General features: G+C 64.9%; 14 protein-coding genes. 9 read left to right on the top strand and 5 right to left on the bottom strand.

Going from position 1 to position 13,586, the window contains the following annotated elements; all coding sequences use genetic code 11:
* Positions 1–24: 24 nt before the first annotated feature.
* The 3 genes from ACVW1C_RS20215 to ACVW1C_RS20225 all read right to left on the bottom strand — a co-directional run bounded on the left by ACVW1C_RS20215 (position 25) and on the right by ACVW1C_RS20225 (position 4,422).
* Positions 25–1,023, bottom strand: coding sequence for an N-acetylmuramoyl-L-alanine amidase family protein (locus tag ACVW1C_RS20215; protein ID WP_456759916.1), 999 nt, complete (start codon positions 1,021–1,023; stop codon positions 25–27).
* Positions 1,024–1,172: 149 nt separating this feature from the next.
* On the bottom strand, positions 1,173–2,735 hold the full coding sequence (locus tag ACVW1C_RS20220) for an alkaline phosphatase D family protein (protein ID WP_456759917.1): 1,563 nt from the start codon (positions 2,733–2,735) through the stop codon (positions 1,173–1,175).
* Between the two features lie 280 nt (positions 2,736–3,015).
* Complete coding sequence (locus tag ACVW1C_RS20225; RefSeq protein WP_456759918.1) at positions 3,016–4,422, bottom strand: TAXI family TRAP transporter solute-binding subunit; 1,407 nt, start codon at positions 4,420–4,422, stop codon at positions 3,016–3,018.
* Between the two features lie 211 nt (positions 4,423–4,633).
* Here ACVW1C_RS20225 and ACVW1C_RS20230 point away from each other — a divergent pair, with 211 nt between their 5' ends.
* On the top strand, positions 4,634–4,939 hold the full coding sequence (locus ACVW1C_RS20230; RefSeq protein ID WP_176534427.1) for a 4a-hydroxytetrahydrobiopterin dehydratase: 306 nt from the start codon (positions 4,634–4,636) through the stop codon (positions 4,937–4,939).
* A 95-nt stretch (positions 4,940–5,034) separates the two neighbouring features.
* Entirely contained in the window at positions 5,035–5,415 is a 381-nt protein-coding gene (locus ACVW1C_RS20235; RefSeq protein WP_456763123.1) for a YkvA family protein, read from the top strand.
* A gap of 171 nt (positions 5,416–5,586) precedes the next feature.
* Here the strand turns inward: ACVW1C_RS20235 and ACVW1C_RS20240 are convergent, their stop codons facing one another.
* Positions 5,587–6,567 carry an NADPH:quinone oxidoreductase family protein gene (locus ACVW1C_RS20240; RefSeq protein ID WP_456759919.1) on the bottom strand — a complete coding sequence of 327 codons (981 nt, stop codon included), beginning with the start codon at positions 6,565–6,567 and terminating at the stop codon, positions 5,587–5,589.
* A 105-nt stretch (positions 6,568–6,672) separates the two neighbouring features.
* Between ACVW1C_RS20240 and ACVW1C_RS20245 the strand changes: the two genes are divergently transcribed.
* The 6 genes from ACVW1C_RS20245 to argG all read left to right on the top strand — a co-directional run bounded on the left by ACVW1C_RS20245 (position 6,673) and on the right by argG (position 12,423).
* Complete coding sequence (locus ACVW1C_RS20245; RefSeq protein ID WP_456759920.1) at positions 6,673–7,512, top strand: SDR family oxidoreductase; 840 nt, start codon at positions 6,673–6,675, stop codon at positions 7,510–7,512.
* 218 nt (positions 7,513–7,730) lie between these two features.
* Positions 7,731–8,288, top strand: a complete 558-nt coding sequence (locus ACVW1C_RS20250; protein ID WP_456763124.1) for an invasion associated locus B family protein — start codon at positions 7,731–7,733, stop codon at positions 8,286–8,288.
* Positions 8,289–8,363: 75 nt separating this feature from the next.
* Positions 8,364–9,578, top strand: a complete 1,215-nt coding sequence (rlmN, locus tag ACVW1C_RS20255) for a 23S rRNA (adenine(2503)-C(2))-methyltransferase RlmN (RefSeq protein ID WP_456759921.1) — start codon at positions 8,364–8,366, stop codon at positions 9,576–9,578.
* Positions 9,579–9,699: 121 nt separating this feature from the next.
* Positions 9,700–10,185: a hypothetical protein gene (locus ACVW1C_RS20260; RefSeq protein WP_028340885.1), complete on the top strand. Its 486-nt coding sequence runs from the start codon at positions 9,700–9,702 to the stop codon at positions 10,183–10,185.
* A 39-nt stretch (positions 10,186–10,224) separates the two neighbouring features.
* Positions 10,225–11,007 carry a phosphatase PAP2 family protein gene (locus tag ACVW1C_RS20265; protein WP_456759922.1) on the top strand — a complete coding sequence of 261 codons (783 nt, stop codon included), beginning with the start codon at positions 10,225–10,227 and terminating at the stop codon, positions 11,005–11,007.
* 78 nt (positions 11,008–11,085) lie between these two features.
* Complete coding sequence (argG, locus tag ACVW1C_RS20270; RefSeq protein WP_456759923.1) at positions 11,086–12,423, top strand: argininosuccinate synthase; 1,338 nt, start codon at positions 11,086–11,088, stop codon at positions 12,421–12,423.
* A 62-nt stretch (positions 12,424–12,485) separates the two neighbouring features.
* Here argG and ACVW1C_RS20275 read toward each other — a convergent pair whose 3' ends face one another.
* Positions 12,486–13,073, bottom strand: a complete 588-nt coding sequence (locus ACVW1C_RS20275) for a TetR/AcrR family transcriptional regulator (protein WP_456759924.1) — start codon at positions 13,071–13,073, stop codon at positions 12,486–12,488.
* A 96-nt stretch (positions 13,074–13,169) separates the two neighbouring features.
* Between ACVW1C_RS20275 and ACVW1C_RS20280 the strand changes: the two genes are divergently transcribed.
* Positions 13,170–13,535 carry a nuclear transport factor 2 family protein gene (locus ACVW1C_RS20280; RefSeq protein ID WP_456759925.1) on the top strand — a complete coding sequence of 122 codons (366 nt, stop codon included), beginning with the start codon at positions 13,170–13,172 and terminating at the stop codon, positions 13,533–13,535.
* Positions 13,536–13,586: the final 51 nt, after the last annotated feature.

Raw genomic sequence — 13,586 nt, forward strand, 5'->3', positions numbered from 1 at the left:
CGGGAAGTGCCGATCGCTTGGCGGTCAGAGCGGGCCGAGGAGCGCCCACCGCGGCTCGCAGAATTCCTTGACGGCGGAAGCGACGCCGCTGCTGATCGCGTTGCGGCGCTCGGGCGAGTCCATCTTGAGTTCTTCGTCCCGGTTGATGATCGAGCCCGCCTCCAGCAGGACAGCGGGCATCGCGGTCCTTCGCAGCACGATGAGCTTGTCGTAGCTGTAGACGCCGGTGTCCTTGTTCAGCAGGGGATGCTGGTCGTGGCCCATGATGGGCTGGCTGTATTGCTCGGCATATTGCAGCCCCTCTGCCTTCATTTCCCTGGCGACCAGCTCGGCGAACAGCAGGCTGGTCTTGAAGTCCGGATTGTTGCGGGAGACGAACACCGAGTAGCCGCTGAAGCGGTCGCTGAAATGGCGCTTCTTTCCCTCGAATTCCCAGTCCTCCAGCATCTTGTTGGGCACGGAATCATGATGGATCGACAGCAGGAGATCCGCGTGCAGATTGTTGGCGGCGGCGACCCGCTTGAAGAGGCTGGGCCTCGCTTTGCCTTCGGTCAGCAGCAGCCTGGTTTCGGCAAAGCCGTCGGCCTTCAACTTCTCCTCGATCAGCCGCGCAAGGCGCAGGTTGAAGGTGAACTCGGCGACATTGCGCGCGCTGATCGCGCCCTCCGATTCAGCGGTATGTCCGACATCGAGAACGATCCGCAATGTCGAGGGATCGCATTTGGCTGCGGCCGGCTTGGAAGCGGGAGGCGGCAGGGCGACCGGCCCGAGGGCGGCGAGCCGCGTGGCGCGTTGCTTTGATGGCGCGCGGTACCTTGCCAATCTGGCCGGCTTTGCCGATTTCGCGCGCTTTGGCGCTTTGGGATGCTTCGATGAGCTCGTGAAGAGATCAGGCAGCCAGCCGGCATCGCTGACCTCGATCGGCAGCAGCGCGAACACGGCGATCGCGACGACAAGCAAGCGGTGCGGCCGAAGCCCCACGACGATGCCACCGAGCACGCGAATCAATTCGCAGCGCCTCATGCTCCGCCCCTCCGGGCCCCCAGCATAACGGCTCTGATAGAGGTACCGGAAGAGGCCGGTGACGTCCATCCCCCGTCAATCTTGCAGCCCCTGCCTTGAGGCAAGGGCTGCAGGACAGGACGGCGGGTTCCGTGGCGGCTGCGACCTGATTACACCGGCTTCGGATCGAGCGTGATCGCCCACAGCTCGGCGTCGACGCGGTCGCGCAGGCTCACCGTCATCTGCCCGCTCTTGCCGTCGATCTTGACGTGGCCGAAGAACTGCATGCCGGCCGAGGGCGGCAGGTTCTGGTTGGCTTCGCCTGGCGCCTTGACGAACTTCACCTCGGGACCAAACGTGTTGTCGAGTTCGTTCGGACCGAACGTGCCGGCATGCAGCGGGCCGGAGACGAATTCCCAGAATGGATCGAACTCCTGGAACTGGGCCTTGTTCGGATTGTAATAGTGCGCAGCCGCATAGTGCACGTCGGCAGTCAGCCACACCGTGTTGGCGATGCCGGCGGTCTTGATGAAGCGCAGGATGTCGGCGATCTCGAGTTCGCGGCCGCGCGCCGGGCCGTCGCCCTGCGCGAACGCTTCCGAGCCCTTCTTGTTGGCGGCATCGTCATAGACGACCAGCGACAGCGGCATGTCGGAGGCGATCACCTTCCAGGTGGCGCGTGAGTTGAGCAGCGCGCGCTTCAGCCAGGCCATCTGGTCCGGCCCGATGAAATAGGCGTCCGGGCCATAGGTCTCCTGCAGGTTCGGACCGTTGGGGCCGCGATAGCTGCGCTCGTCGAGCATAAACACGTCGAGATGCGGGCCGTAGCTCAGCGTGCGATAGACCCGGCCCGGCTCTACGATGCTCTCGCGCATCGGATACATCTCGTGGAAGGCTTTTGCCGCGCGCGCCGCGAGCACGTTGATGTCGCGCTCCTTGTAGGCCGCCGGCAGCTGCTTCGACAGCGACCAGTTGTTGGTCACCTCGTGATCATCCCACTGCACGAAGATCGGCACCTCGGCATTGAAGGCGCGCAGGTTCGCGTCGAGGAAATTGTATTTGTGCGCGGCGCGGTATTCGTCGAGCGTCTCGGCGACCTTGGCCTTCTCCGGGATCGTGATGTTCTTCCAGATCTTGCCGTCGGGCTGCTTCTGCTCGGCGGTGATGACGCCGTCGGCATAGATGGTGTCGCCGGAATGCAGGAAGAAATCCGGGGCGTGCTTCTTCATCGCGGCGAAGGTGATCATGCCGCCGTCGTCGGGATTGATGCCCCAGCCCTGGCCGGCGACATCGCCGCCCCACACGAAGGAGACGTCGCGGCGGTCGCTCGGCGCGGTGCGGAAGCGGCCGACCACGGGCTCGCCGACAATGTCGATATGGGCGAGATCGCGGAAGCGGACGCGATAGAAGATGTCCTGGCCCGAGGGCAGGTTCTCCAGCAGCATCTTTGCGGTGAAGTCGCTCTCCGGCAACGCCGTGATCGGCGGCAGCGCGCGGGCATTCTTGAACGAATCTGATGTCGCGACCTCGACCATCATCTGCGAGGGACGGTCCGCGCGCGCCCACACCACGCCGCCGTCGACGCCGACATCGCCGGATTGCACGCCATGGGTGGTCACCGGGCGGTCGGCCGCGCGCGACAGATAAGGCATCGCGATCACGCCGGCGCCGGCCGCAGCAGCCGTGGAGAGAAAACGTCGGCGGGTCAGATTTCGCGAGAACCGGATCGTCATGGGGAGCCTCCTCAGGTCACAGCGACAGTGCGCCGCGGGCGAGCACAGACCTAGAAAAATTCCATGACGGAGAGATTACAGGGAAGGAGGTACACTGCGTGAGGTGAGCACGTCTGTAAGGCTCCCTCTCGCGCTTGCGGGGGAGGGTGGGGTGGGGGCTCTCTCCACGAGTCGTATCGCGGAGAGAGCCCCCACCCGCATTGCATCTGCGATGCAATGCGGCCTCCCCCGCAAGCGGGAGAGGCGAAGGAGAGCTCGTGGAGAGATGGGAGAGTAAGCCCTACGCCGTGCCCGCCGCCCTGAACTGGCTCGCAGTGCGCTGCAAATTCTGCGGCATGCTCATCAGCAGCGCCTTGCGGTCGGCTACCGCGTTGTGGAACTGCTCGAGCGCGATGTTGAACGCGGTCAGCGTGCCTTCTTCGATTGCGCCGTGCTCGAAACAGTCGAGCGTGTGGCGCAGGATGTCGTCGGCTTCCGCCTGCAACTGGTCGAGCTCATCGGTCGAATCGCTTTGCCGCGCGGCCTTCAGCATCTCCAGCAGGCGCTCGCGCTGCGAGGTGTTGGTGTTGCGCTCGTCCTGCTTGAGATAGCCGGCGAACCATGCGCCGGCCGAGCCCATCGCCGAGAACGCCATCAGGCTCCACCAGATGTAATCGCTGTAGCGGTCGAGGAAGGTTTTCTCTTCGCCGTCGACGAAGGCGGCCGCGCCGGGATGCACCGGGATGGTGGCGTCCTTGTCGGTGTCGGGCGTCTCGATCTTGGCGGCGAGCGGGAAATCGTTCTTGAGCGATTGGCGGATCGCGAACAATTGCCGGGTGAATGCCGCGACCGTCGCGTCCGACAGGCCCTTTCGCGCGACGATATGGTGCGAGAAGCTGATCGTCTTTACCTCGTCCTCCGGCCGGTCGGCCGAGCCGAGCGAGCCCGCGGGAATTTCCGCGGCCTCATAGGCCGGATGGTTTTGCGCAATCGCTTCGGATGCGTCGATCGGCAGGAAGGTGGGCTCGCCGCCGTCTTTGGTCGACGCCGTGATCGCATCGATCGTGAGCTTGCTGTTGGCCGGACCGACGGCGAGATAGGCATCGGCCTTGAGATTCTTGGTGGCCTCGACTGCTTCATTGGCCGGGAATTGCACGATCTCGACCTTCATCGGGTCGACGCCGTATTGCTGCAGGATCAGCTTCAGCAGATTGACGTTGGCCGGCGTGCGGCCGACGACGCCGATCTTGCGGCCGGCAAGCTGCGCGATCTTGGTGATCCTTGCAGCCTTGCGGCCCTTGCCCTTGGCTGCGGGCGGCACCCACATCACCACGACGTTCTTGCGCAGGACCGCGACCGCCTGCGCATTCTTCGGCACCTCGAGGTCGCCGCGGATGATGGCGAGGTCGGCCTTGCCGTCGGCCAGCGTCTGCGCGCTGGCGGTGGCGCCGTCGGTCTGCACCGGGCGCAGCTTGACCTGGGTGTGCTGCTGGTTGTTGAAGGCCTGCGCCAGCGCCTGCACGACCTTGAGGTCATCGCTGCTTGCGGGGCCGACTGCGATCCGCAGCGTCACCGGACGCACCGCGAAATAATAACCGGCGGCCATCGCGCCGACGATGGCGAGCGCGCCCGCGATCAAGACGAACACCAGCCGTCGCTTTGCAGAGCGCAGCGGCTTGGGCGATATGCTGGCGGGGCCGTCGGTCATCGATCTCGCAAACAATCGTCGGGGCTCAATCTCGCAAAATTACCAACGCGCACGCATTCTGTGTTTGTAGCAAATTCCTGGAGCCACAGATGTTACATCTCCGTCATGGTTACCAGCGGCGATAGGACGCTATTTCGGCCTTATTTTCGGCATGGATCCCACCCGGAGGCCGATGGTTAGGCTAGAGTCGGCGTCAAACAGGAGGGTTGCCATGGTCGAAAGGCTGTCAGCGGAAGCAAAGAAGGCCGCGCTTTGGGAACTGGCCGGCTGGTCGGAACTGGCCGGACGCGAGGCGATCGCAAAGACCTTCGTGTTCAAGGACTTCAACGAGGCCTTCGGCTTCATGGCGCGCGCCGCTTTGGTCGCCGAGAAGAGCGACCATCACCCCGAATGGAAGAACGTCTACAAGACGGTCGAGGTCGTGCTGGCGACCCACGATGTCGGCGGGGTGACCAAGCGCGATATCGACCTCGCCAAGGCCATGAACGCGATCGCGAGGCAGTTCGGAGTCAACTGATCCGGCTGCGCGCAACCTTGCGCCGGTTGGCCGACATCCCCAGATTCGCATCGTCCGCCGCCGATCCGTCGCGCGGCGCCAAAGGGAACCTGGCTATGCCATCGACCGACACCGGCGTGGGGTTCGGGCCTGCCGACCGGCTGGCGCAGGACCCGGAAAGCGTGCGCCGCCGCTTCTGGATCAAGTTCAAGAAAGTGGTGGCGCGGCTGCCTTTCGCCGAGGATCTGCTGGCCGCCTATTACTGCGCCTTCGACCGGCAGACGCCGCGCCATGTGCAGGCCGCGCTGCTCGGCGCGATCGCCTATTTCATTCTGCCGTTCGATTTCATCCCGGACATGCTGCCGGTGCTCGGCTTCACCGACGATGCCGCCGTGCTCGCAACCGCGATCCGCATGGTGGCAAGCCACATCACCCCGGAGCACCGCGAAGCCGCGCGCGCCGCGCTGAAGCGCGGCGTGCCTGAGGATGCGGAATAGCGTAACCTAGATGAAGCGTCTCCTTCCCCCTGAAAGGAGGAAGGTCGGGATGGGGGTTAGGCCACAGGCGACGCTGCAAGCGGAGAGAGCAGATCCCCACCCGCTTTGCTCTGGCGAGCAAAGCGACCTCCCCTTTTCAAGGGGAGGTTAGGCAAGTGATCGTGGCGCCGCTCAGCTTCCCGGATGCAGAATTACCTTGCCCATCGCCTTGCGGCCGGCGAGCACCTTCAGGGCTTCTGATGTCTGCGACAGCGGGAAGGTGCGGTCGACATGCGAGGAGATCTTGCCCTCCGCGGTCCACTGCACGAGCTTCTCGAGGTTCTTGCGGTTCTTCTCCGGATTCTGCCGCGCCCACGCGCCCCAGAACACGCCACGGATGTCGCAGCCCTTCAGCAGCGCGAGGTTGAGCGGAATCTTCGGAATGTCGCCGGCGGCAAAGCCGATCACCAGGAAGCGGCCTTCCCATGCGGTCGAGCGCAGCGCGGCTTCGGCATAGGAGCCGCCGACCGGATCGAACACGATGTCGGCGCCCTTGCCATTCGTCAGCCTGCGCAGGCCTTCTTTAAGATCTTCCTTGGCGTAGTTCAGCGTCAGCTCGGCGCCGTGCTGCTTGGCGAATGCGAGCTTCTCGTCCGACGATGCGCAGGCAATCACCTTCAGACCCATCAACTTGCCGAGTTCGCACGCGGCAAGGCCGGTGCCGCCGGCGGCGCCAAGGACAGCGAGCGTCTCGCCCGGCTTCGGGCTCGCGCGATCTTCGAGTGCATGCAGCGCGGTGCCGTAGATGATGATGATGCCGGCGGCGCGGTCGTAATCGAGATTGTCGGGAATCTTCACGATCGTATTCGCCGGCAGCGCGATCTTGTCGCGCGCGCCGTTGTGGCCGCATGAAGCAACGACACGGTCGCCGACCTTCAGATCAGTGACGCCGGCGCCGACGCTTTCGATCACGCCGGCGACTTCGGCAGCCGGCGAGAACGGGAACGGCGGCTTGATCTGGTATTTGCCCTGGATCATCAGGATGTCGAAGAAATTCAGCGCCGCCGCCTTGATCGCGATCACGGCTTCGCCCGGACCGGCCACTGGATCGGGCACGTCAGCCAGCACGAGATCGTCGGGTTGACAGTATTGCGAGCAGAGGATGGCTTTCATGGACACACCTGAGTTTCGGACGCAGAAAGAGCTGCAAGATCTTGGACTACAAGCTTCATGCCGGATTTGCGGCGGAGCGACAATACAGTGCGGAGGGATCAAACTATGTTTGAAAAAGGCCTGCTAGCGAAAAAGCGCATCCTGATCACCGGCGGCGGCTCTGGGCTTGGCGCAGCGATGGGCGCCCGCTTCGCCGATCTCGGCGCCGAACTGATCATCTGTGGGCGGCGCGAGGGGCTGCTGGAGGAAACCGCAGGCAAATTCCGCAGCGAGCTCGGTGCCAAGGTGTCGACCGCACGCTGCGATATCCGCGACGGCGCCGCGGTCGAGGCGATGATGGATCAGGTCTGGCAGGAGGCGCCGATCGACGTTCTCGTCAATAATGCTGCCGCAACCTTTATTGCGCAGAGCGAACATTTGTCATTCCGTGCCGCGGACGCGATCCTCGCGCCGACGCTGCATGGCACGATGTACTGCACGCTCGCAGCCGGCCGCCGCTGGATCGAAGGCAAGCGCAAGGGCGTGGTGCTCTCGATCCTCTCGACCTCGACCATCACCGGCCGCGCCTTCACGGTGCCGTCGTCGATGGCCAAGACTGCGGTGCTGGCGATGACCAAGAGCCTTGCCGTCGAGTGGGGCCCGAAAGGCATCCGCACCGTGGCGATCGCGCCGGGTGCGTTCCCGACCCCGGGTGCGACCGGACAGTTGCGTCCCGAAGCGCGCGGCGAGACCTGGTCGCAGCGCAATCCGCTCGGCCGCGCCGGCGAGCATTCCGAGCTTGCCAATCTCGCGAGCTTCCTGATTTCCGATCAGGCCGGCTACATCAACGGCGAGATGGTGGTGCAGGACGGCGGCGCGCATTTGCGCAGTTCCGGTGCCGAGGACCTGCTGCAATGGACCGATGCGCAATGGGAGAGCCTGCGTGCGGCGCGCGCCAAGGGTTGAACAAGGGTTGATCAAGCGCTGAGCAAGAATCGAGAAGCGATGGACGCGCGTGGGGCTGTCGCCGGCGCGCGTTCGGAGTCAACTGCCTTCCCAAAAAAGCGTTTCCCGGTTATCCATCCGGGCCGGCGGAGGGGAATCGCCGAGCCATCTTCCAGTCACAATGATGGGGGAACCAGTTGGCCGTGCGGCAAATTCTGACATCACTGGCTGTTTGTGTCGTGTGCGGGATCGTCTCCCTCGCGCCGGCGCAGGCTGCACCCAAGAAAGATACGGCGAAGGAAGCGGCCAAGCCGGCGACTTCGGCCGCGGCAGCTGCGGCCGGCGGCGCGGAGCCGACGCTGATCGGCCAATTCGGCACCTGGGGCGCCTACACCGCGTCGCCCAACGGCAAGAAGGTGTGCTTTGCGCTCGCCAAGCCGTCGTCGTCCAAGACCAACCCGCCGAACCGGCCGCGCGATCCGGCCTATGCCTTCATCTCGACCCGCCCGGCCGAGAAGGTCGTCAACGAAGTCTCGATCATGATCGGCTACACCTTGAAGCCGGGCTCGGAATCGACGCTCCAGGTCGGCGGCGCGACCTATGCGATGTACACCCAGGGCGATGGCCTCTGGATCAAGAATGCGGCCGAGGAGGAGCGGATGGTGGAAGCCATGCGCAAATCGGCCGATCTGACGGTAAAAGCCGTCTCGGCGAAGGGCACCGAGACGATCGACAGCTTCTCGCTGAAGGGCCTGGCGCAGGCGCTCGACCGGCTGGGGCAGGACTGCCGGCGCTAAGACCGGCTCTGAGGGACCAAAATTGAGGTCTTTGGCGGCTTTCCAGCACCGGCTGGAAGGCCTATTTGAGGTTTCATGACCGACACTGTGACCCCCAATGCCTTGTCCGGCGCCAGCGCGCTGGTCGAAAAGGTTCCGCTTGAGACCTATGTGCCGCCGGCCAAGCCGTCGCTGATCGGGCTGTCGCGCGCCGAGATCGCCGATCGCCTTGGCGAGATCGGGGTGCAGGCCGCGCAGCGCAAGATGCGCACCCAGCAGCTCTGGAACTGGATGTATTTCCGCGGCGCCAAGAGCTTTGCCGAGATGACCAATGTCTCGAAGGACATGCGCGCCGAGCTCGAGAAGCATTTTACCGTCGACCGTCCCGAGGTGGTCGCCGAGCAGATCTCCAATGACGGCACGCGCAAATGGCTGCTGCGGCTGCCGAGCGGCGACAAGGTCGAGCGGCCGCACGAGGTCGAGTGCGTCTACATTCCCGAGACCGATCGCGGCACGCTGTGCGTTTCCTCACAGGTCGGCTGCACGCTGAACTGCTCGTTCTGCCACACCGGCACGCAGCGGCTGGTGCGCAACCTCACCGCCGGCGAGATCGTCGGCCAGGTGATGGTGGCGCGCGACCGTCTGAACGACTGGGCCGACCGCGAGGACGGCACGCGGCGCGTCACCAACATCGTGATGATGGGGATGGGCGAGCCGCTCTACAATTTCGACGCGGTGCGCGATGCGCTGTTGATCGTCGGCGACAATGAAGGCATCGGAATATCCCGCCGCCGCATCACGCTGTCGACCTCGGGCGTGGTGCCGAATATCCAGCGCACCGGTGACGAGATCGGGGTGATGCTCGCGATCTCGCTGCATGCCGTGCGCGACGAGCTGCGCAACGAGCTGGTGCCGCTGAACCGCAAATATCCGATCAAGGAATTGCTGCAGGCCTGCCGCGATTATCCCGGCGCCTCGAACGCGCGGCGTATCACCTTCGAATATGTGATGCTCAAGGGCGTCAACGATTCGCTCGACGACGCCAAGCTGCTGGTGAAGCTGCTCAAGGGCATTCCGGCGAAGATCAACCTGATCCCGTTCAATCCGTGGCCGGGCACCGCCTACGAATGTTCGGATTGGGAGCAGATCGAAAAGTTCTCCGAATACATCTTCAACGCCGGCTATTCCTCGCCGGTGCGCACGCCGCGCGGCCGCGACATCCTCGCCGCCTGCGGCCAGCTCAAGTCGGAGACCGAAAAGCTCTCCGCGCGCGAGCGCCAGGCGCTGCGCGCGATGGCGATGACGGATTGAGACGTGTCGCGGCTCTGCGCCATTCGTCATTGCGAGGAGCGAAGCGACGAAGCAATCCATGGCTCGGCAAGCCAAGAGATGGATTGCTTCGCTCCGCTCGCAATGACGGGGCGCTCGTAGCATGGCCCTGATCGGCCGCCTGTTCGTCGTCGCCTTCGGCTTCCTGATGGCCTGCTTCGTGGCCGGGATCATCGTGGTGGTCGCGGTGCTGTATCCCGAGATCAGCGATTTCGGCGGGCAGATCGACCAGAGTGCTGTGAACGTCGTGCTCGGCTTCGGCTTCATCTTCATCTCGGGCTTTGCATTGCTGCCCGCGCTGATCGTGGTGCTGATCACCGAGGCCTTCTTCATCCGGAGCGTGCTGGCCTACGCTGTCGGCGGCGCGATCGTCGGCGCGGCCTGCTATCTCGGCCTGGTTCCGTTCGATCCCGACATGATGCAATTCCACGGCATCGTGCGCCGGCACATGGAGATCATGACCGGCGCCGGCATCGTCGCCGGCCTGGTCTACTGGCTGATCGCCGGCCGCACCGCCGGCGCCTGGCGCGAGCCGCCCCGCCCGTTGCCGCCGCCCCCGCCGTTGCCGTCGCAATCGCCGCGGCCGTGATGCTTCCCATGACCATCCGCCTCGGCTAAACCGCGCGCCATGAACCGGACCGGACTTTTTATCGCGCTGGCGCTCGCGCTTATCATCGGCATCCTGTTCGGGATCTATCCCGAGCTCGACCTGAAGCTCGCGGCCATGTTCTACGATGCCGCGCAGAAAACCTTCCCGCTGAAGCTCGACGCGCTCGCGTCGTTCGCGCGCGACGCGGCGATGTGGGTCGCCTGGGGGCTGGTGCTGCCGGCGATCGTGACCATCGTCTGGAAATTCATCCGGCCGGATCGGCCGATGCTGATGTCCGGCCGCGCCGCGGTGTTTCTGCTCACCACGATGCTGCTCTCGGCCGGCGTTCTCACCAACCTCACCTTCAAGAACTATTGGGGCCGGCCGCGGCCGGTGTTCGTGACGCAGTTCGGCGGCGATTTGCCATTCAAGCCGTGGTGGGACCCGCGCGGCGGCTGCCCGCGCAACTGCTCGTTCTTCTCCGGCGAGGGCGCGACCGCGTTCTGGACCTATGCGCCGGCGGCGCTGACACCGCCCGCCTGGCGGCCGCTGGCCTTTGCCGGGGCGACCGTGTTCGGCATCGTCACCAGCGGGCTTCGCATGGCCTTTGGCGGGCACTTTTTCACCGATGTGGCGATCGCCGGTCTGGTGTCGTTCTTCACCGTCTGGCTGTTCTATGCACTGATCTACCGCTGGGCCGCGACCCGGCTGACCGATGCCCAGGTCGATGCCGCGCTGACGCGGCTGGCGATGCCGGGCTACCGGCTGATGCAGCGCTGGCGCCGGGGCGGCCGGGCGGAGCCGAGCCAGCCGGAAGCCTGATTAAAGGCGTGCCCAGGCTCCGGAAATTTGATATTCGCGCAGCGTAATCATCCCGACTTCGACCGATTGGACCGTCCCATGAGCACGATTCTGAAAAGCCTGCCCACCGGCGAGAAAGTCGGCATCGCGTTCTCGGGCGGGCTCGACACGTCAGCGGCGCTGCTCTGGATGAAGCTGAAGGGCGCCAAGGTCTTTGCCTACACCGCCAATCTCGGCCAGCCCGACGAGGCCGACTACGACGCGATCCCGCGCAAGGCGATGGATTTCGGCGCCGAGAAGGCCCGCCTGGTCGATTGCCGCACCCAGCTGGTGCATGAGGGCATCGCCGCGATCCAGTCCGGCGCGTTCCACATCTCGACCGGCGGCATCACCTATTTCAACACCACGCCGCTCGGCCGCGCGGTGACCGGCACGATGCTGGTCGCGGCGATGCAGGAGGACGGTGTCAACATCTGGGGCGACGGCTCGACCTACAAGGGCAACGACATCGAGCGCTTCTACCGCTACGGCCTGCTGACCAACCCGAGCCTGCGCATCTACAAGCCGTGGCTCGACCAGCAGTTCATCGACGAGCTGGGCGGCCGCGCCGAGATGTCGGCGTTCATGACCGCGCAGGGCTTCGCCTACAAGATGAGCGCGGAGAAGGCCTATTCGACCGACAGCAATTTGCTCGGCGCCACCCATGAGGCCAAGGATCTCGAGAGCCTTGCGAGCGGCATCACCATCGTCAACCCGATCATGGGCGTGCCGTTCTGGCGCGCCGATTGCGACGTCAAGCCTGAGAAGGTCGTGGTGCGCTTCGAGGAAGGCCAGCCGGTCGCGCTGAACGGCAAGACGTTCGCCGATCCCGTCGCGCTGTTCCTGGAAGCCAACACGATCGGCGGCCGCCACGGCCTCGGCATGAGCGACCAGATCGAGAACCGGATCATCGAGGCCAAGAGCCGTGGCATCTACGAGGCACCCGGCATGGCGCTGCTGCACATCGCCTATGAGCGTCTCGTCACCGGCATCCACAACGAGGATACCATCGAGCAGTACCGCATCAGCGGCATGCGGCTCGGCCGCTTGCTGTATCAGGGTCGCTGGTTCGACTCGCAGGCGCTGATGCTGCGCGAGACCGCGCAGCGCTGGGTGGCGCGCGCCGTCACCGGCGAGGTGACGCTCGAGTTGCGCCGCGGCAATGACTACTCGATCCTGAACACCGAGAGCCCGAACCTGACCTATGCGCCGGAGCGCCTCAGCATGGAGAAGGTCGAGGACGCCGCCTTCACGCCGGCCGACCGCATCGGCCAGCTGACGATGCGCAACCTGGATATATCGGACACCCGCGCCAAGCTCGGGCTGTACAACAAGACCGGCCTGCTCTCCAGCGGCGAAGGCTCGCAGATTTTCCGGCTCGAGAACGACAAGGATTGAGGTAACCAAAAACTCGGTGTCGTCCTGGGCTTGACCCGGGACGACGCGGGGAGAGGGTTCGGCTACTTCACCCTGAGCGCATCGAGCAGCGATCGAAACGCGCGCGCGTAATCGGTGCCGGTCTTGCCGATGTCGGGCCCGGCGGAGACCGCAACCGCAGCCTCCGTCACCGCCCCGAGCAGCAGCCGCGCCAGCGGCTCGACCGGCTGCTTGGCGATCACGCCGACATCCATCGCCGCCGTCAGCGCGCGCGGAAACTTGCCGCCGAAATGTTTCGCGTCGATCTCGCGCCAGCGTTCCCAGCCCAGCACGGCGGGGCCGTCGCGCAAGATAATCTGGCCGGTCGGGCCTTTTGAACACGCCGCGAAGTAGCCCTGCGTTCCGGCCGCCATCGCCGCGAGCGGATCGTTCTCGGCGCGCGAGATGCGGTCGAGATCGGCGACGAGGTCCATCGAGACCTGCTCGAACACCGCCTCGAACACCGCCTCCTTGGTCGCGAAGTGATGATAGACCGCGCCCTTGGCGACGCGCGCCCCGGCGGCGATGTCGTCCATCGTCGCTGCCGCAAAGCCGCGCTCGCCAAAGATGCGCCGCGCCGCCTTGACGATCGCGGCTCTGGTCTTCTCGCGCCGTTCGGCCTGGGTTGCCATGGCACATCTGTAGCTCAGGTTCCGGAGCGGCGCCAGTTGACTTACCGACTCCCGGTCGATAAATACCGACCATCAGTCTGTAAATGGAGAGTGCCCATGCCCTCGCTCAAGACGCTGCAAGCCTTCGCCGACACGGTCGAATCCAACGATCATGTCGGCGCAATCAGGAACTTCTATTCGGCCGATGCCCGCACCCAGGAAAACGACGGCGAATGGCGCGTCGGCCGCGAGGCGCTGGCGGCGCGCGAAGCGGCGGTGCTGGCCGCGGTCACCAGTGTGAAGACCACGCGGCTCGGGCCGCTGCTGCTCGACGGCGATCATTCGGCGATTTGCTGGCGGTTCGAATTCACCGGCAAGGACGGCAAGGTCCGCAGCATGGAGGAGGTCGCCTGGCAGACCTGGCGCGGCGAGGAACTGGTCGAGGAGCGCTTCTTCTTCGATCCGCAGCAGATGGCGCGGTGATCGGACAAAGCAGTCCGCGTCCACATCGGCGCGGCGCTGCCTCGCCCCGTT

This window comes from Bradyrhizobium sp. USDA 4011 (genome assembly GCF_054063415.1).